This is a genomic window from Stenotrophomonas sp. TWI1151 (assembly GCF_039673135.1).
Taxonomy (GTDB): domain Bacteria; phylum Pseudomonadota; class Gammaproteobacteria; order Xanthomonadales; family Xanthomonadaceae; genus Stenotrophomonas.
Window position 1 is genome coordinate 154,217 of the sequence record NZ_JBDJLA010000008.1, and the last position, 18,019, is coordinate 172,235.

At 66.8% G+C, this 18,019-nt stretch carries 15 protein-coding genes and 1 tRNA gene; 14 read left to right on the forward strand and 2 right to left on the reverse strand.

Annotated elements, in window-relative coordinates:
• Positions 1–20 precede the first annotated feature (20 nt).
• From hflX to ABE422_RS11895, 9 genes are all read left to right on the forward strand, one after another.
• Positions 21–1,331: a ribosome rescue GTPase HflX gene (gene hflX / locus ABE422_RS11855; RefSeq protein WP_313217881.1), complete on the forward strand. Its 1,311-nt coding sequence runs from the start codon at positions 21–23 to the stop codon at positions 1,329–1,331.
• 140 nt (positions 1,332–1,471) lie between these two features.
• Positions 1,472–1,966 carry a CinA family protein gene (locus ABE422_RS11860; protein ID WP_019183317.1) on the forward strand — a complete coding sequence of 165 codons (495 nt, stop codon included), beginning with the start codon at positions 1,472–1,474 and terminating at the stop codon, positions 1,964–1,966.
• A gap of 36 nt (positions 1,967–2,002) precedes the next feature.
• Positions 2,003–3,682 carry a 2-polyprenylphenol 6-hydroxylase gene (ubiB, locus tag ABE422_RS11865; protein ID WP_346483031.1) on the forward strand — a complete coding sequence of 560 codons (1,680 nt, stop codon included), beginning with the start codon at positions 2,003–2,005 and terminating at the stop codon, positions 3,680–3,682.
• 392 nt (positions 3,683–4,074) lie between these two features.
• Complete coding sequence (lexA, locus tag ABE422_RS11870) at positions 4,075–4,725, forward strand: transcriptional repressor LexA (RefSeq protein WP_121041795.1); 651 nt, start codon at positions 4,075–4,077, stop codon at positions 4,723–4,725.
• Positions 4,726–4,927: 202 nt separating this feature from the next.
• A complete protein-coding gene (gene recA / locus ABE422_RS11875) occupies positions 4,928–5,968 on the forward strand; it encodes a recombinase RecA (RefSeq protein WP_123728917.1) in 1,041 nt (346 codons plus the stop codon).
• Positions 5,969–6,078: 110 nt separating this feature from the next.
• Entirely contained in the window at positions 6,079–6,570 is a 492-nt protein-coding gene (gene recX / locus ABE422_RS11880) for a recombination regulator RecX (protein ID WP_123728918.1), read from the forward strand.
• A 107-nt stretch (positions 6,571–6,677) separates the two neighbouring features.
• The gene (gene alaS / locus ABE422_RS11885; RefSeq protein WP_313212551.1) at positions 6,678–9,326 is read left to right on the forward strand and encodes an alanine--tRNA ligase; all 2,649 of its coding nucleotides are present in this window, start codon (positions 6,678–6,680) and stop codon (positions 9,324–9,326) included.
• A gap of 145 nt (positions 9,327–9,471) precedes the next feature.
• The gene (gene csrA / locus ABE422_RS11890) at positions 9,472–9,675 is read left to right on the forward strand and encodes a carbon storage regulator CsrA (RefSeq protein WP_019183311.1); all 204 of its coding nucleotides are present in this window, start codon (positions 9,472–9,474) and stop codon (positions 9,673–9,675) included.
• 81 nt (positions 9,676–9,756) lie between these two features.
• Positions 9,757–9,849 (forward strand) — tRNA-Ser (locus ABE422_RS11895).
• 58 nt (positions 9,850–9,907) lie between these two features.
• On the opposite strand, the gene ABE422_RS11900 is transcribed toward ABE422_RS11895, so the two are convergent.
• Positions 9,908–10,285 (reverse strand): VOC family protein, encoded by a 378-nt coding sequence (locus tag ABE422_RS11900; RefSeq protein WP_313212552.1) that lies wholly within the window; start codon positions 10,283–10,285, stop codon positions 9,908–9,910.
• Between the two features lie 187 nt (positions 10,286–10,472).
• Here ABE422_RS11900 and ABE422_RS11905 point away from each other — a divergent pair, with 187 nt between their 5' ends.
• From ABE422_RS11905 to ABE422_RS11915, 3 genes are all read left to right on the forward strand, one after another.
• A complete protein-coding gene (locus ABE422_RS11905) occupies positions 10,473–11,153 on the forward strand; it encodes an ankyrin repeat domain-containing protein (RefSeq protein ID WP_346483032.1) in 681 nt (226 codons plus the stop codon).
• Between the two features lie 119 nt (positions 11,154–11,272).
• Positions 11,273–12,421, forward strand: a complete 1,149-nt coding sequence (locus ABE422_RS11910) for an aldo/keto reductase (RefSeq protein WP_313217889.1) — start codon at positions 11,273–11,275, stop codon at positions 12,419–12,421.
• A gap of 230 nt (positions 12,422–12,651) precedes the next feature.
• A complete protein-coding gene (locus ABE422_RS11915; RefSeq protein ID WP_346483039.1) occupies positions 12,652–14,790 on the forward strand; it encodes a TonB-dependent siderophore receptor in 2,139 nt (712 codons plus the stop codon).
• Positions 14,791–14,847: 57 nt separating this feature from the next.
• On the opposite strand, the gene ABE422_RS11920 is transcribed toward ABE422_RS11915, so the two are convergent.
• A complete protein-coding gene (locus ABE422_RS11920; protein ID WP_346483033.1) occupies positions 14,848–15,549 on the reverse strand; it encodes a pirin family protein in 702 nt (233 codons plus the stop codon).
• A 140-nt stretch (positions 15,550–15,689) separates the two neighbouring features.
• Here ABE422_RS11920 and ABE422_RS11925 point away from each other — a divergent pair, with 140 nt between their 5' ends.
• On the forward strand, positions 15,690–16,616 hold the full coding sequence (locus ABE422_RS11925) for a LysR family transcriptional regulator (RefSeq protein ID WP_313217893.1): 927 nt from the start codon (positions 15,690–15,692) through the stop codon (positions 16,614–16,616).
• 155 nt (positions 16,617–16,771) lie between these two features.
• Complete coding sequence (locus ABE422_RS11930; RefSeq protein ID WP_346483034.1) at positions 16,772–17,917, forward strand: alpha/beta fold hydrolase; 1,146 nt, start codon at positions 16,772–16,774, stop codon at positions 17,915–17,917.
• Positions 17,918–18,019: the final 102 nt, after the last annotated feature.

Here is an 18,019-nt window from a genome sequence, read left to right on the forward strand (position 1 = left end):
GAAGAATTCTGGAGAACTGCGTGTTTGACCGTTCCAAGCGAGGCGAACACGCACTCCTGATCCAGCCGCATGCCGGCCGGCTCGAAGATGACGTGCTTGAAGAGTTCACCGATCTGGCCCGCTCCGCCGGGGCCAGCATCGCGGCCACGCTGACCGCGCGCATCGATCGGCCCAATCCGTCGATCCTGATCGGCAGCGGCAAGCTGGACGAGGTCAAGGCCGCGGCCGATGCCACCGGCGCCGACCTGATCCTGGTCAACCATGCGCTGTCGCCGGGGCAGGAGCGCAACCTGGAGCGGTTCCTGGAACGGCGCGTGATCGACCGCACCGGGCTGATCCTGGATATCTTCGCCCAGCGTGCGCGCAGCCACGAAGGCAAGCTGCAGGTGGAGCTGGCGCAGCTGCGCCACATGTCCACGCGGCTGATCCGCGGCTGGACCCATCTGGAGCGCCAGCGTGGTGGTTCCATCGGCCTGCGCGGCCCGGGTGAAACCCAGCTGGAAACCGATCGCCGCCTGCTGCAGAAGCGGGTGGAGCAGCTGCAGAAGAAGCTGGAAAAGGTGGAAGTGCAGCGCACCCAGATGCGTCGTGCCCGCCTGCGCAGCGAGCTGCCGCGCGTGGCGCTGGTGGGCTACACCAACGCCGGCAAGTCGACCCTGTTCAACGCATTGACTGGCGCCGAGGCCTTCGCTGCGGACCAGTTGTTCGCGACGTTGGACCCGACCGTGCGCCGCATCGCGCTGCCGGGCGGCAGCGTGGTGCTCGCCGATACCGTCGGCTTCGTCCGCGACCTGCCGCATGATCTGGTGGCCGCGTTCCGGTCGACCCTGTCCGAAGCCCGCGAAGCGGACTTCCTGCTGCACCTCGTCGATGCGGCCGATCCGCACCGTGAGGAGCGCATCGCACAGGTGGATGAAGTGCTGACCGCCATCGGCGCGGGCGATCTGCCGCAGTTGCTGGTGTTCAACAAGATCGACCGCATCGACGGGGCCGACGTGCGTCACGATGCCCAGGACGGCATCCCCGACAACGCGCGCCGCGAGCGGGTCTGGATTTCCGCCCGCGACAACGTTGGCCTGCCGCTGCTGCAGTCCGTGCTGGGCAAGCGCCTGGGCCTGCAGCACGTCAGTGGCGAGCTGCGGCTGCCGCCGAGTGCCGGTCGCCTGCGTTCGCGCCTGCATCAGCTGGAGGTCGTGCGCAGCGAAGCCACCGACGAAGACGGTTGGCTGCTGCAGGTCGAGATCCCGATCGCCGAGGCCGAGAAGCTGGCAGCTGGCGAGGGCGGCGAACCGATCCGCGCGATGCTTCCGGAAAAGCTTCCGGAATGGTGATGCGGGTGCCGGCCGCCGGCTGGCGCCCATGATTCTCCCGGCGGGGCTTCGCCCTCCGTCGCACCCGGCAACACACGACATCACTCACGATTTCGGCTAAAACAGGGGGCGTTCGTCCCCCCGTTGATCCAGGACTTCCCATGACCGTTCCTTCCGACGCCGAGCTGGGCGCCCTCGCCAGTGACGTGGGCCAGCGCCTGCAGCAGGCCTCGCTGCAGCTGGTGACTGCCGAAAGCTGCAGTGGCGGCTGGATCGCCAAGGCGATGACCGATATCGCCGGCTCCTCGGCGTTCTTCGATTGCGGCATGGTGGTCTACAGCTACGAAGCCAAGCAACGCCTGCTGGGCGTGCGCGCGCAGACGCTGGAACAGTTCGGCGCGGTCAGCCGCGAGACCGTGCTGGAAATGGTCTCCGGTGCGCTGATCAATTCCGGTGCCGGCATCGCCGTGGCGGTGACCGGCATTGCCGGGCCGGGCGGTGGCAGCGAGGACAAGCCGGTCGGCAGCGTCTGGATCGGCTGGAAGGGCCGTGGCGGCTACGCGCGTGCGCAGCTGTTCCAGTTCGATGGCGACCGCGAAGCCATACGGCGGCAGACCGTGCAGCAGGCGCTGACGGGAATCTTCCCGCTGTTGTGACATCCTGACCGGGTGTGCTGACAGGAGAGTGGGCCGATGTGGGAAACGCTGGGTACCGTGCGTGACCTGGGGCGATTGCAGGAAATCGCGTCGGTCCTGATCCGCTATGGCTTCGGCGACCTCGTGCGCCGCATCGGCCTGGCCGATGTGCTCGAACGCGCTGGCCGCCTGCTGCACTGGAACGATACCCAGCAGATGCTGCGGATGACCGCGCCTGTGCGCGTGCGCCGCGCGATGGAAGACCTGGGCCCCACCTTCGTCAAACTCGGCCAGGTGCTGGCCACCCGCGTGGACCTGTTCCCGCCGGATTGGATCGCCGAGTTCTCCGAACTGCAGAACGCCGTGCCCGCGCTGCCGTATGCGCAGGTGCGTGAGCAGCTCGAACGTGATCTCGGCGCACCGGCCACCGAGGTGTTCGCGTGGCTCGATGAAACGCCCATGGCCGCGGCCTCGCTGGCACAGGCGCATCGCGCAACGCTGCATGACGGCACCGCCGTGGTGCTGAAGATCCGTCGTCCGGGCATCCGTGACGTCATCGAAGCCGACCTGCGCCTGCTGGCGCGGCTGGCCGAGATCATGGAGGCGCGCCTGCCCGATCTGCAGCGGTATCGCCCGGCCGAGGTGGTGCAGCAGTTCCAGGTGTCGCTGCGCCGCGAGCTGGATTTTGCCGCCGAATGCCGCAATGCCGAGCGCATCGCGCGCAATTTCCAGGGCCGCGACGACATCCTGATCCCCAACGTGCACTGGCAGTGGACCTGCGAGAGCCTCAACGTGCAGGACTTCGTGGACGGCATTCCCGGCCGCGATCTGGTCGGCGTCGATGCGGCCGGTCTGGACCGCGTGCAGCTGGCCCGCACCGGCGCGCGCATCGTGCTGAAGATGGTGCTGGAGGACGGCTGTTTCCACGCTGATCCGCACCCGGGCAACATCATCTACCTGCGGGATGGCCGCATCGGCGTGATCGATTTCGGCATGGTCGGGGCGATCTCCGAGCAGCGCCGCTTCCAGGTTGCCCAGCTCCTGCATGGCCTGGTCACCCAGGAGCCGGAGCAGGTGGCCGACGTGCTGCTGGACTGGGCCGGTGGCGTGGAAGTGGACGAGTCGCGCCTGCAGCAGGACATCAGCACCTTCGTGGACCAGTACCGCGGGGTCCCGCTGAAGGACCTGCACATGGGCCTGATGCTGGGCAACATCACCCAGCTGCTGCGCCAGTACGCGCTGACCCTGCCGGCCGATCTGGCGCTGATGATCAAGACCTTCCTCACCCTGGAAGGCATGGGCCGCCAGCTGGACCCGCAGTTCGATATGGCCAGCGCCGCGCGCCCGTATCTGGAGCGGGTGATGTGGCAACGCTACTCGCCCGGCGCGATGCTCAAGCGCGGCAAGCGCAGCCTGGTCGGGGTGATGGATCTGGTCGGCGATCTGCCGCGCGATGTCCGCCGCCTGCTGCAGATGGCGCGCCGCGGCCGGCTCCAGCTCAAGATTGAAACCACGGCGCTGCAGGGCTTCGGCGACCAGGTCAACCGCGCGGCGAACCGGCTGGTGATGGGCATCGTGACCGCCGCGCTGATCATCGGCTCCTCGATCGTCATGCACAGTGTCGGCGGCATCTCCAGCCGCTGGCTGCTCGCGCTTGGCGTGGCCGGCTTCATCGGTGCCGGCTTCTGTGGCGTGTGGATCCTGTTTTCGATCTGGCGCAGCGGCAAGAACCCGTAGGGTTCTTACCGCTGGGATCCGCAGGATCCCCGGAATCTCCCGCGCAAGCGGGGGATTACGTGTAGGTCCGACCGTTGGTCGGACGCTCCTGCCTGACCGACCCGTCACTATTTGCCCACCGGTAGAGCCACGCCATGCGTGGCTGCTCCTCATCCGGCCCCCACGAATGCCTGACCCAACAGATTGCAGAGGCTAAACGCCGGAGAGCTGGCCGCAAGCGATACGCACCCGCGCCGTCAGACATCGCCGCGCGTTCGCGCGGTCACCGACCAACGGTCGGTGGCTACAGGCATTACTGGAGGCTTCGGCCGGTGCGGGACAGCCCTTCTTCTATCGGCTCTTCCTCTGCGGGCACTTGCGTGCCCGCATCGTTAGTAGTAATACTACTAACCATGGACCTGACCGATACCCAGCAGGCGATCCTGCAGTTGATCGCCGAGCGTATAGAGACCGATGGCGCACCGCCGTCGCAGACGGAAATCGCCCGCGCGTTCGGCTTCAAGGGCGTCCGCGCAGCCCAGTACCATCTGGAAGCGCTGGAGCAGGCCGGGGCGATCCGTCGCATCCCGGGCCAGGCCCGCGGCATCCGGCTGGTCCAGGCGCCGGCGCTGCAGAACGGCCTGCCCGAATCACTGCCTGCGTCGGCGTTGCCGGACCACGTCCTGCGCCTGCCGGTGCTGGGCCGGGTCGCGGCCGGTCTGCCGATCGGCGCGGATATCGGCTCGGATGATTTCGTGGTGCTGGACCGGGTGTTCTTCTCGCCCGCGCCGGACTACCTGCTGAAGGTGCAGGGCGACTCGATGATCGACGAGGGCATCTTCGACGGCGACCTGATCGGTGTGCACCGCACCCGCGACGCCCGCTCCGGGCAGATCGTGGTGGCCCGCATCGATGACGAGATCACGGTCAAGCTGCTGAAGATGGGCAAGGACCGGATCCGCCTGCTGCCGCGCAACCCCGATTACAAGCCGATCGAAGTGCTGCCCGACCAGGACTTCGCCATCGAAGGCCTCTATTGCGGGTTGCTGCGGCCCAACCGCTGACCTGTTCCCCATTGAATCACGCGCGGTCTTTTGTGGCACATCTCTGGTTTTGCTGAGGTTGGTACGGATGTCCGATAATTTTTTCCGAACGCCGGGCAGAATCTCAGCCCGTGCGATACGCCAGCCTTAAAGTGAACCCATGGCCAAGAAGACTTCCAAAGACAGCACCTCCACCGATACGACCTCTGCAAGGACCACTCCGATGGACGAAAACAAAAAGCGCGCCCTCACCGCCGCGCTGAGCCAGATCGAAAAGCAGTTCGGCAAGGGCGCCGTGATGCGCATGGGCGACCGCGTCGTCGAAGCGGTCGAGGTCATCCCCACCGGTTCGCTGATGCTGGATATCGCCCTCGGTATCGGTGGCCTGCCCAAGGGTCGCGTCGTGGAGATCTACGGTCCGGAATCCTCGGGCAAGACCACCCTGACCCTGCAGGCGATCGCCGAGTGCCAGAAGAAGGGCGGTACCGCGGCCTTCATCGATGCCGAGCACGCGCTGGATCCGATCTATGCCGCCAAGCTGGGCGTCAACGTGGACGACCTGCTGCTCTCGCAGCCCGATACCGGTGAGCAGGCGCTGGAAATCGCCGACATGCTGGTGCGCTCCAGCTCGGTGGACATCGTGGTGGTCGACTCGGTCGCCGCGCTGACCCCGAAGGCCGAAATCGAAGGCGAAATGGGCGACCAGCTGCCGGGCCTGCAGGCTCGCCTGATGAGCCAGGCGCTGCGCAAGCTGACCGGCAACATCAAGCGCTCCAACACCCTGGTGGTCTTCATCAACCAGCTGCGCCACAAGATCGGCGTGATGATGCCGGGCCAGAGCCCGGAAGTGACCACCGGCGGCAACGCGCTGAAGTTCTACGCCTCGGTCCGCCTGGACATCCGCCGTATCGGCGCCATCAAGAAGGGCGACGAGATCATCGGCAACCAGACCAAGATCAAGGTGGTCAAGAACAAGCTGGCGCCCCCGTTCAAGCAGGTCATCACCGAGATCCTGTACGGCGAAGGCATCAGCCGCGAAGGCGAACTGATCGACATGGGCGTGGAAGCCAAGCTGGTCGAGAAGGCCGGCGCCTGGTACAGCTACGGCGAAGAGCGCATCGGCCAGGGCAAGGACAACGCCCGCGGCTACCTGCGCGACAACCCGCAGATCGCCCAGCGTCTGGAAGCCGAGCTGCGCGAGAAGTTCCAGCCGGAAGAAGCCGTGCGTGAAGGCGGCGACGAGGCTGAAGACGACGCCGAGTGAGTTTCCTGCGGGGCAGGGCAGCGCCGTCAGTGACGCTCGCCCTGTCCTGCAGTTTCAAGAATCCCCGACGGGATGGCGCCAAGGATGGCGCACTGTAATGGACCGCTGCCATGCAAGACTCCGAAGCCCCCGCACCCCGGCGCAAGCGCCGTGTCCAGGAACAGACGCCGGTCCAGCGGGCGTTGGGGCTGCTGGTGCGCCGCGAACACTCGCGTAAAGAGCTGACCCGCAAACTGCAGGCCCGCGGCATCGAGAACGAGGCCGCCGAAGCCGCGGTCAGCAAGCTGGCCGAGGCCGGCTGGCAGGATGACACCCGCTTTGCCGAGAATCTGGTCCGGATCCGGGCCAACACCGGCTATGGACCGATCCATATCCGCGCCGAACTGGGCACGCATGGCCTGGACAGCGACCAGATCGCTGCGGCCATGGACACCTTCGAAGGCGATTGGACCGAGAATGCCCGCGACCTGGTCTGCCGCCGTTTTGGCGAGGCCGGCCCGCAGGAACTGCCTGCACGGCGTAAAGCCGCCGATCTTCTGGCCCGCCGGGGGTTCCCCGGCGACAGCATCCGCCAGGCCACCCGGTACGACCCTGAGGACTGAGCGGCCCGGGCCTGATACCCTTTGTGGTTTCGGCGGTCCTGCAGTTGACACCCGGCCATTGGGGCTGCGTGCCAGGGACTGACCGGCCCGCACAAAGCCAGCCCCCCATGAACGCATCCGTCAAATTCACTACCTCCCAGATCCGCAGCGATTTCCTTGAGTTCTTCAAGGGCAAAGGCCACACGATCGTGCCGTCGGCGCCCCTGGTGCCGGGCAATGATCCGACCCTGCTGTTCACCAACTCCGGCATGGTGCAGTTCAAGGACGTGTTCCTTGGCGCCGAGAAGCGCAGCTACGTGCGCGCGGCCGACGTCCAGCGCTGCCTGCGCGCCGGTGGCAAGCACAACGATCTGGACCAGGTCGGTTACACCGCCCGCCACCACACCTTCTTTGAAATGCTGGGCAACTGGTCGTTCGGCGATTACTTCAAGAAGGACGCCATCGCTTGGGCCTGGGAGCTGCTGACCCAGGTCTGGAAGCTGCCGGCCGAGCGCCTGCTCGTCACCGTCTACCAGACCGATGACGAGGCCTACGCGCTGTGGCGCGACATGGTGGGCATTCCGGAAGAGCGGATCGTGCGCATCGGCGACAACAAGGGTGCGCCGTTCGCGTCGGACAATTTCTGGCAGATGGCCGAGACCGGTCCGTGCGGCCCGTGTACCGAAATCTTCTATGACCATGGTGACCACATCGCCGGTGGCCCGCCGGGCTCGCCGGATGAAGACGGTGACCGTTTCATCGAGATCTGGAACCTGGTCTTCATGCAGTTCGACCGCCAGCCCGATGGCACCCTGGTGCCGCTGCCGGCCCCGTGCGTGGATACCGGCATGGGTCTGGAGCGTCTGGCCGCGATCCTGCAGCACGTCCACACCAATTACGAAATCGACCTGTTCCAGGCGCTGATCCGCAAGGCCAGCGAGCTGACCGGCATGGCCGATCTGGAGAACAAGTCGCTGCGCGTGATCGCCGATCACATCCGCGCCTGCTCGTTCCTGATCGTCGATGGCGTGCTGCCGTCCAACGAAGGCCGCGGCTACGTGCTGCGCCGGATCATCCGCCGCGCCCTGCGCCATGGCTGGATGCTGGGCGTGCGCCAGCCGTTCTTCAGCAAGCTGGTGCCGACCCTGGTCGAGCAGATGGGCGTGGCCTATCCGGAACTGCCGGCGCAGGCAGACACGGTGGTGCGCGCGCTGCAGGCCGAAGAAGAGCGTTTCGCGGAAACGCTGGATTCGGGCATGAAGATCTTCGACGACGTGGCCGCAAAGGTCAGCAACGGCGTGATCCCGGGCGTGGATGCGTTCCGCCTCTACGACACCTACGGCTTCCCGCTCGATCTCACCCAGGACATCGCGCGCGAGCGTGACCTGATCGTGGACATCGAGGGCTTCAACGCCGCGATGGACACCCAGCGCGAGACCGCGCGCGCGGCCGGCAAGTTCGGCGGCGGCGTGACCCTGTCGGCCGATCTGGTCGCCACGCTCAAGCCGACCGTGTTCCTCGGGTATGACCGCCTGCAGGCCGACGATCTCACCGTGGTCGCCATCCTCAAGGACGGCCGCCCGGTGGAGAGCGCCAAGGCCGGCGACGACGTCATCGTGCTGACCAACCAGACCCCGTTCTATGCCGAATCCGGTGGCCAGGTCGGCGACAACGGCACCCTGTCTGGCGCCGGCGTGCAGGTGGACGTCAGCGATACCCAGAAGTTCGCGGGCCAGTTCCATGGGCACGTGGGCAAGCTCACCGCGGGCAGCCTGAAGGTCGGCGACGTGCTGTCCGGTCAGGTCGATGGCCAGCGCCGTGGCGCGACCATCCTCAACCACTCGGCCACCCATCTGCTGCACGCCGCCCTGCGCGAAGTACTGGGCACCCATGTGCAGCAGAAGGGCTCGCTGGTCGCCCCCGATCGCCTGCGCTTCGATTTCTCGCACTTCGCGCCGATCAGCGCCGAGGACCTGGCGATCATCGAGCGCAAGGTCAACGAGCAGGTGCGTGCCAACAACGCCGCTGAAGTCCACAACATGGGCATGCAGGAAGCGCTCGACTTCGGCGCGATGGCGCTGTTCGGCGAGAAGTACGGCGAGCACGTGCGCGTGCTGAAGATGGGCGACTACTCCACCGAACTGTGTGGCGGTACGCATGTCTCGCGCACCGGCGACATTGGTCTGTTCAAGATCACGTCCGAAGGTGGCGTGTCCTCGGGCGTGCGCCGTATCGAAGCGGTGACCGGGCAGGGCGCGTTGGATTATGTGGCCCATGAAGAAGCCCAGCTGAGCGAAGCGGCGGCACTGCTCGGCGGCAACGCCGGCGACGTGGTCGACAAGATCCGCCAGCTCGGCGAGCGCCAGAAGAAGCTCGAGCGCGAGCTCGAGGCGCTCAAGGCCAAGCAGGCGGCCGGTGCGACCGCCGATCTTGGTGGCGCCGCGGTCGAGGTCAACGGCATCAAGATCCTGGCCGCGCGTCTGGAAGGCTTCGATGCCAAGGCGCTGCGCGATGCGATCGACCGGCTCAAGCAGCAGCTCGGCGATGCGGTGATCGTGCTGGCCGGCACCCAGGACGGCAAGGCGGCCCTGGTCGCCGGTGTGAACGGCAGCGCAATGGGCAAGGTCAAGGCCGGGGAACTGTTGGCCCATATCGCCAGTCAGATCGGGGGCAAGGGCGGCGGCCGCCCGGACCTCGCCCAGGGTGGTGGTGAGGACGGGCCCGCCCTTGCTTCTGCACTGGCCGCCGTCGTCGACTGGGTCACCCCCCGTATCTGAACAGCCTGAAGCCTCCTGCTCCTTGATGGGTCGGGAGGCCTGACGGTACTATGGCGAATCTTTTCCCGTTGTCGTGGGGCGCTCTTGCCGGGGCGCCAAGCCGGTGGGGAAATGCCACCACCGGTTCCCCTGGAGACTTGAACAAATGTTGATCCTGACTCGCCGTGTAGGCGAAACCCTGATGATCGGTGACTCGGTCAGCGTGACCGTGCTCGGCGTCAAGGGCAACCAGGTGCGTATCGGTATCACCGCTCCGAAGGACGTGGCCGTGCACCGCGAAGAGATTTATCAGCGGATCCAGCGCGGTGATGAGCCGAATGCATCCGGAAGTGAAAATTCTTCGGATTAAGGCTTTACCTGAGGGCGCGGAAAACGGTATTATTCGCGCCCCCGCTGAGATGATTCATCGCAGCGGCGGACCAAGAACACTGGAGCGGTGCCCGAGTGGCTGAAGGGGCTCCCCTGCTAAGGGAGTATAGGGCTTAAAACTCTATCGAGGGTTCGAATCCCTCCCGCTCCGCCAGTTGTAGAAAAGGCCTTCGTACGCAAGTACGGAGGCCTTTTTCTTTGTGCGATCCGGTTCAAATGGCCGACTTGCAGACCGCCTCGATCCGATGCCCGTCCGGGTCGATCAGGAACGCGGCGTAGTAGTGATCGCCATAATCCTCGCGCAGCCCCGGCGCCCCGTTGCAGGTGCCGCCAACCGCCAGTGCATCGCGGTGGAACGCGTCCACCGCCTGGCGCGAGGGCGCTCCAAAGGCCAGGTGGAATCCGGCGCCGGGTGGCGAGGCATCGGCCCGCAGTTTCAGGCACAGCAGATCCTCGTCCTCGACATATCCATACCCGATCGCCTCGTCGTCTTCGAAGACGCGGCGCATGCCCAGCGCACCGAGCGCGGCATCGTGGAAGGCGGCGGCACGCGCGAGATCGCGCACGCCCAGGGAAAGGTGATGCAGCATGGTGGTGCGCTTCCGTGGGGAATGTGGCGCGCAGCGTCGCATGAAACAGGCGGAAGGCGCGCCGCCCGACGCATTCGGATGGCGCATGCAGTCGATCCCCAATCATCATTGGTGCCGACGCGGCGGCTCGGCTACGGTCGTTGTCCTGCGGCGTCCCACCGGGCGCCCCCGTAGAAGGAGCAGGAACATGTCGATGGGACGGAGGTCACTGCGTGGCTGGGTGGTCGTGAGCATGCTGATGGGCATGGTCATGCCGGTCAGTGCTGCCTCGTTGGAAGAGCGGCTGCATCGGGCGGCGGAGAAGGGCGATGCCACTGCGGTGCGTACGCTGCTGGGGCAGGGCGCCCGCGTGGATGCGCGCGGCGTGGCGAAGGCGACACCGTTACTGGTCGCGACCCACCACAACCACGTGGAGGCCGCACGTGCGCTGATCCAGGCCGGTGCTGACGTCAATGCCAAGGATGCGATCCAGGACAGCCCGTACCTGTACGCCGGTGCGCGAGGGCATCTTGAGATCCTGCGCGCGACACTGAGTGCTGGCGCCGACCTCAAGAGCACCAACCGCTACGGCGGCACCGCACTCATCCCAGCGGCCGAACGCGGGCACGTGGAGACCGTGGCGACGCTGATCGCGGCCGGTGTCGATGTGGATCACGTCAACAAGCTGCAGTGGACCGCGCTGCTGGAGGCGATCATCCTCGCCGATGGCGGCCCGCGACATGTGGAGATCGTCCGTCAGCTCATCGCGGCAGGCGCGGATGTGAACCTGCCCGACGGTGAAGGCGTGAGCCCGCTGCAGCATGCACGCCAGCGCGGTTACCGCGAGATGGAGGCGCTGCTTCTGGCAGGGGGTGCGCGTCCGGGCTGAGCGACGCGCAACCGGACAGAGCGGATGCATGTTGCCACTGCGTTGACGCCGCACAGGCATGCTCTGCACCGCTGCTCTGCCAAGGTGTGTGCTTCCCCCCCGCAGAAACAGGAGTCGCCGTGAACGCACGTCGCCACTTCCTTTCCGTTGCCGCCGCCGGCACGGCCGCGTTCGCCGCCGCCCCATTGATGGCGCAGTCGGCCGGCCCGGGCAGCGTCCTGCCCACCCGCGGCCAGGCTTCAGCGAAGCCCTTGCCCGACAATCCCGCGCGGCAGGGCGGGCGTTACCGGCCGCAGACCCGCCTGGGCCTCGGCGGCGTCGCGATCGGCAATGGGTTTGCGGCCGCGACCGATGCGCAGAGCGAAGCCAGCCTCGCCGCAGCCTATGCGGCGGGCGTGCGCTATTTCGATACGTCACCCTGGTACGGGCTCGGTCTGAGCGAGCGTCGTTATGGCCATCATCTGCACAACCACCCGGCCCGCGAGTACACGCTGTCGACCAAGGTCGGGCGCCTGCTGACGGCGACCGCCGGTGAGTTGCAGGACGTGATGTGGAAGGACCCGTCGCCATTCCATTACCGTTACGACTACTCCGCCGACGGCACGCGGCGTTCGGTGGAGGACAGCCTCAACCGGCTCGGTGTGTCGCAGCTGGACGTGGTCTTCATCCATGACCTCTCGCCGGACAACGAGAAAGACCTGGGCATGCCTTGGGAGCAGCGTTTCGCGGAAGCAGCGAAGGGCGCGATGCCGGCGCTGACCCGCATGCGCGAGGAGGGGTTGATCAAGGCGTGGGGCTTCGGTGTGAACCGTCCCGAGCCGGCCCTGCGTGCGGTGGCCGAGGCGGATCCGGACATCTTCCTGCTCGCCTGCCAGTACTCGCTGCTGGACCACGAGCAGGCGTTGCATGACACCTTCCCCAGGATCGCCGCACACGGTGCATCGGTCGTGGTCGGCTCGCCGCTGCTGGCCGGCTACCTGGCCGGGCGTGATCGCTATCTGTATGACGGCAAGGTGCCGTCGTGGGCGCCGGAGAAGCGCGCGAAGGTGCAGGTCCTCTGCGAGCGCCATGGTGTGGATCTGCGCACCGCGGCGCTGCAGTTCGCCGATGCGCCGGAGGTGGTCTCGGCGGTCATTCCCGGCGCGCGGACGCCCGAACAGGTGCTGGCCAATGTCGCCTCCATGTCCGTGGCGATTCCGGCCGCATTCTGGGCCGAGCTCAAGCAGGAGAAGCTGATCGCCTCGGATGCCCCGGTGCCCCGCGGCTGACCCCCACGCCCCGCCTGACCCGGGGCGACCCCCGAACGCCTTCTGCCTCAACGGTCGCGCCATCTTCCACTGGCGGCCGGGATGCGGCATCATGCCGCCCATTCGTTCCCTCCAGCCGCCGCCAGAGGAGTCCCTTCCTGCCTGGAGGCATTGCCGTGTCCGTCGTTCCATTCCGTGTTGCCCCGATCCATTCGGGTCGCCGTCGCGCTTTTCCCTCGCGCTCCCCGCTGATGCAGGCGATGGCCTGCGTGCTGGGCCTGGCCCTGTCCGCCTCGGCCGTGCAGGCCGAAGAGGCGCCGGCGGGGGACGCCCCTGCCAAGGACGGCGCACAGACCCTGCAGACCGTGCAGGTTACCGCCAACCAGCTCGGCACCGTGACCGAAGGCAGTGATTCCTATACGCCCGGCACGATCGCCACGGCCACCCGCCTGGTGCTCAGCCCGCGCCAGACCCCGCAGTCGATCAGCGTGATCACGCGGCAGGAAATGAACGACTTCGGCCTCAACGGCATCGATGACGTCATGAAGGTCACGCCGGGTGTGAGTATCGTCACCTACGACAGCGAGCGCACCGAGTACTACGCGCGCGGCTTCGCGGTACAGAACTTCCAGTACGACGGCATCCCGATGGCGCGCGATTCGGCGTACTCGGCCGGCAACACGCTCAGCGACATGGCCATCTACGATCGCGTGGAAGTGCTCAAGGGCGCCACCGGCCTGCTGACCGGCATGGGCGATCCGGGTGCGACCATCAACCTGGTGCGCAAGAAACCCACCCGGGAGCTGGCCGGCAGTGCCACGCTGGGCGTCGGTTCATGGGACAGCTACCGCGCCGAAGTCGATGTCGGCGGGCCGCTGACTGAGAGTGGCCGCGTGCGCGGCCGCGTGGTCGGCGCCTACCAGGACAAGCATTCCAATGTCGACCACTACCAGCGCAGCAATGAGGTGTTCTACGGCATCCTGGAAGCCGACCTCGGCGAGAGCACGCTGCTGACCGTCGGTGCCGATTACCAGGACAGCGATCCGGAAGGCTCCAGCTGGGGCGGTATTCCCCTGCTGGACAGTGCAGGCAACTTCAACGACATGCCGCGCTCGTTCAACAACGGCGCGCGCTGGAGCCGCTGGGGCCAGTACGCCCGTACCGGCTTCGCGACGCTGGAGCACACCTTCGGCAATGACTGGGTCGCCAAGCTGCAGCTCAATCACCAGGTCAACGGCTATGACGCCTCACTGGGCGCGGCGGCCGGTGGCAATCCGGATCCGGTCACCGGTGAAGGCGTGAGCATGTGGCTGGGCCAGTACATCGGCAAGACCACCAGCAACGCGGCCGATCTGTACGTCAGCGGCAAGTTCGAGTGGTTCGGCCGCCAGCACGAGCTGGTGGTCGGTGGCAGCGTGTCGCGCAAGCGCTGGGTCAACAATGGCTACTCGCCGCAGCCGGGCTATGTCAGCAGCGTTGCCGACTACTACGCCTGGACCGGCGATGTGCCCGAGCCGGACTGGCAGTGGGGCTACGGTGACAACCAGGTCACCCGCGAAAGCGGTGCCTATGTGGTGGGCCGTTTCGACCTGGCCGATCCGCTCAAGCTGATCGTCGGCAGCCGCATCGCCAACTACAAATCGCCGGATACCGACGAGAGCGGTGTGGTCGTGCCTTACGCCGGCCTGGTGTACGACCTCAACCGCAACTTCTCCGTCTTCGCCAGCTACAGCACCATCTTCAAGCCGCAGGGCAACCAGGACGAACAGGGCCGGGTGCTGGATCCGCTGGAAGGGCGCAGCTACGAAGCGGGCCTGAAGGCGGAGTTCTACGACGGTCGCCTCAACGCCAGTGCGGCGGTGTTCCAGCTGGAGCAGGACAACTACGCACAGCCGACCGGCGGCAGGACGCCGAGTGGCGGGATCGCCTATGAAGGCCTGATGGGGGTGCGCACCAAGGGTTACGAGCTGGAGGTATCGGGTCAGCTGGCGCCGGGCTGGCAGGTCCAGGGCGGCTACGCGCACAAGATCGCGCGCCAGCAGTCCACCAAGGTCTCCACGCTGGAGCCGGAAGATCAGTTCAGCGTGCACACCAGTTACCGCCTCACCGGTGTGGCTGACGGCTGGAGCGTTGGCGGGGGCGCGCGCTGGCAGGGGAGCACGTTCGGCACCATCACCAACCCGGCCACCGGCGGTAGCCAGCTCCACCGCACCGAGCCCTACTGGCTGCTCGATGCCATGGCGCGTTACCAGTTCAACGACCAGCTCTCGGCAACGCTCAACGTCAACAACCTGCTGGACAAGCACTACTACACGATCTTCAGCTGGTACAGCACCTACACCTGGGGCGAGCCGCGCAACGTGCGGCTGACGCTGAACTACCGATTCTGATCCACGCAACGCACGACACCCCGGGCAACCGGGGTGTCTGCGTTTGCGGCCGGATGTTTACAGCGCCAGCTCGAACACGATGACTTCCGCGTCGTTGGCGTTTTCCAGCGTCAGCTGCGCCTCGTCATTGACCTGCAGCGCATCGCCGGTCGCCAAGGTGATGCCGTTGACCTGCAGCTGCCCGCGGGCGACCTGCACGTAGGCACCGCGGCGCGGGGCCAGTGGCAGGTGGACGCGGTCGTCGCCGTCCAGGATCGTGGCGTAGATGTTGGCGTCCTGGTGAATCAGCAGCGAACCGTCACGGCCATCGCGCGAGGCGATCAGGCGCAGCTGGCCTCGCTTGGTGTCCGGGGCGAAGTGGGTCTCCTGGTAGCTCGGGGTGATGTTCTCCTGGTCGGGGAACAGCCAGATCTGCAGGAAGTGCACCGCTTCGTCGGCCGAGTGGTTGAACTCGCTGTGGCTGACGCCGCTGCCGGCGCTCATGCGCTGCACATCGCCGTAGCGCAGCACCGAGCCGGTGCCCATCGAGTCCTTGTGCTCCAGCGCACCGCCGAGCACGTAGGAGATGATCTCCATGTTGGCGTGGCTGTGCGTGCCGAAGCCTTGGCCGCCCTGCACGCGGTCTTCGTTGATCACGCGCAGCGGTCCGAAGCTGGTATAGCGCGGGTCGTAATAATTGGCGAAGGAGAAGGTGTGCATGGAGTTCAGCCAGCCATGGTCGGCCTTGCCACGGGTGTTGCTCTTGCGGATCTGCAGCATGGGAATCTCCTCGGTGTTCGATGGTTTCGATGGCGGTCCGGGGCGGTCGCTGCCGTCCCCTTTCCTGTTGCGGCCAGTATCCGCTTGCGCCGCCGGCTTGAAAAACGGATAGTTTTGCAAGCCATCATCGAAAAATTCGAATGCTCAAGCTCAGCCTCGACGCCCTACAGATCCTGGATGCCATCGACCGCCGCGGCTCGTTCGCTGCGGCCGGCAAGGCCCTGCACAAGGTGCCCTCGACCATCTCCTACACGGTCTCCAAACTGGAAGAGGACCTGGGCGTGCAGCTGTTCGATCGGGTGGGCCCGCGCGCGCACCTGACCCCGGCCGGGGAGGCGCTGCTGGAAGAGGGGCGCCACCTGCTGCGGGCGGCGCGCGAGCTGGAGATGCGGGTGCGGCGGGTGGCCTCCGGCTGGGAGGCCGAGCTGACCGTGGCGGTCGACTCGATGTTCGTGCCGGCACTGCTGGCCGAGGACGTGCGCGCTTTCAATGCGGTGGCCGAACAGACCCGGATGCGGCTGATCAGTGAATCGCTGTCGGGCACCTGGGAGGCGCTGCTGGACCGGCGTGCGGACCTGCTGGTCGGCGCGGCGGGCGAGGGCCCCAGCGGCGGGGGCTATGTGGTCGAGCCGATGGGCGTGGTGCGTTTCGTGTTCGCGGTGGCGCCCTCGCATCCGCTGGCGGCCGCGTCCGAGCCGCTGGGCCGTGAGTCGTTGGCCGCCCACTGTGCGATCGCCGTGGCCGATTCGGCGCGGCGGCTGCTGCCGCGCACGGTCGGGCTGCTGATGGGGCAGGAGACCGTGACCGTGCCGGACATGGTCAGCAAGTTCCGCCTGCAATGTGCCGGGCTTGGTTTCGGTTTCCTGCCCGAGCCGTACGTACAGCGGGCGGTGGCGCAGGGCCGGCTGGTGATCAGGCAGGTTGAGGAGCCCAAGCCGGACGAGACGTTCTGGCTGGCCTGGCGGACTGGCGAGGAGGGGGCCGCGCTGAAATGGTGGCGCGAGCGCATGCAGCGCCCGGAGGTGCTGGATGGCTGGTGGCCCACCATGGAAGGCTGGCTGGGCTGATCGCAGGCCGGGCAGGGGCCTGCGGCGATGCCGCTGCCCGTCCGTTCAAGCTGAATGCTGGCTTGGCTGTCATCGGATGGTCATCTGGATGCGATAGAGCGGCGCTGACGTGATCGGTACCCTGCGCGACTCGTCTGGTTTTTCCGATTCTGCCCATGAAGCGCTTGCTGCTGTTGCTGCTGGCCGGGGCTGGCCTGTGGCTGGCTGCCTGCTCCTCCTTGACCTCCACCGCCGCCTCGACCTCGTTGAGTGATCGGCTGATCGCGCCCGGCGGCGTATCCACGCTGCTGGACATGCCGCGCATCGCCGAAGCGGTGGAGAGTGTGCCCAACCGGCACGGTCTCGTGACCGGCCGCGCCGGCGTGCCGATCTTCTGGCGTGCGTTCGACCCGGGTCAGTACGGGCTGCATTACCAGTACCTGCCCCAGCAGCATGACAACGGCGAGCCGCTGCGTACCGGCATGGCGCTGGACCTGCCGCACCCGTTCCAGCCGCAGGCACCGCGCGGCACGGTGGTGCTGCTGCACGGCTGGATGATGAACGGTGATGCGATGCTGCCGTGGTCGCTGCAGTTGGCGCAGTCAGGCTATCGCGTGGTCACCATCGACCTGCGCAATCATGGGCATTCCGGCGCCGGCCCGTCCGGTTACGGGACGTTCGAATCGGATGATGTGGTCGATGTCATCGCTGCGCTGAAGGCACGCGGGGAGGTGGTCGGGCCGCTGTATCTGTTCGGCGTTTCCTACGGCGCCGCCACCGCGCTGTTCACCGCCGACAAGCTCGGCGACCAGGTCACCGGCGTGGTGGCGATGGAATCCTTTGCCAATGCCGGCGATGCGATCCGCAGCATGATCCCGCACCTGATGTCGCTGCAGCCGACCGCGTGGAAGGCGCAGGCCATGGCCGCCTATGGGCGCTGGCGCTACGGTGGGCAGGATATCGACCAGGTGATCGCCGCAGCCAGCCAGCGCCTGGATCTGGACCTGGACCGCGTCGATGTCACCCGCGCGCTGGCCGACAGCCGTACCTGCGTGCTGCTGCTGCACGGCCAGGACGATCAGCATGTGCCGGTCGGGCAGGGCCGTCGCCTGGCCGCCGCCAGTCCGCGCGTGCACTACATCGAGATGCGGGGCGAAGACCACATCACCCTGCCGCTGCGCGTAGATCTGCTGGGCGGTGTGGTGGATGACTGGCTGGCGCACGACGCCCATGCCGGTGGTGGCTGCCCGGCGCCGGAACTGCCGGGCGAAGCGGATCTGATGGCGATGCAGGCAGCCCAGGCCCACGCACCGCGGGGATGACCTCTTGGTAGTGCCGGCCGCTGGCCGGCTCCACGCGATCCTCCAGCATTCATGAGAGCCGGCCCGCGGCCGGCACTACCGCGTGACAGCTGGCACCCACGC

Bases quoted from the DNA above. Each gene is read 5' to 3' on its own strand.
- ABE422_RS11920 (WP_346483033.1), bottom strand. From the start codon at position 15,549: ATGCTGCAGATCCGCAAGAGCAACACCCGTGGCAAGGCCGACCATGGC.
- ABE422_RS11900 (WP_313212552.1), bottom strand. From the start codon at position 10,285: ATGCTGCATCACCTTTCCCTGGGCGTGCGCGATCTCGCGCGTGCCGCC.
- lexA (WP_121041795.1), top strand. From the start codon at position 4,075: ATGGACCTGACCGATACCCAGCAGGCGATCCTGCAGTTGATCGCCGAG.
- ABE422_RS11925 (WP_313217893.1), top strand. From the start codon at position 15,690: ATGCTCAAGCTCAGCCTCGACGCCCTACAGATCCTGGATGCCATCGAC.
- recX (WP_123728918.1), top strand. From the start codon at position 6,079: ATGCAAGACTCCGAAGCCCCCGCACCCCGGCGCAAGCGCCGTGTCCAG.
- ABE422_RS11905 (WP_346483032.1), top strand. From the start codon at position 10,473: ATGTCGATGGGACGGAGGTCACTGCGTGGCTGGGTGGTCGTGAGCATG.
- ABE422_RS11860 (WP_019183317.1), top strand. From the start codon at position 1,472: ATGACCGTTCCTTCCGACGCCGAGCTGGGCGCCCTCGCCAGTGACGTG.
- ubiB (WP_346483031.1), top strand. From the start codon at position 2,003: ATGTGGGAAACGCTGGGTACCGTGCGTGACCTGGGGCGATTGCAGGAA.
- ABE422_RS11915 (WP_346483039.1), top strand. From the start codon at position 12,652: ATGCAGGCGATGGCCTGCGTGCTGGGCCTGGCCCTGTCCGCCTCGGCC.
- alaS (WP_313212551.1), top strand. From the start codon at position 6,678: ATGAACGCATCCGTCAAATTCACTACCTCCCAGATCCGCAGCGATTTC.
- ABE422_RS11930 (WP_346483034.1), top strand. From the start codon at position 16,772: ATGAAGCGCTTGCTGCTGTTGCTGCTGGCCGGGGCTGGCCTGTGGCTG.
- recA (WP_123728917.1), top strand. From the start codon at position 4,928: ATGGACGAAAACAAAAAGCGCGCCCTCACCGCCGCGCTGAGCCAGATC.
- csrA (WP_019183311.1), top strand. From the start codon at position 9,472: ATGTTGATCCTGACTCGCCGTGTAGGCGAAACCCTGATGATCGGTGAC.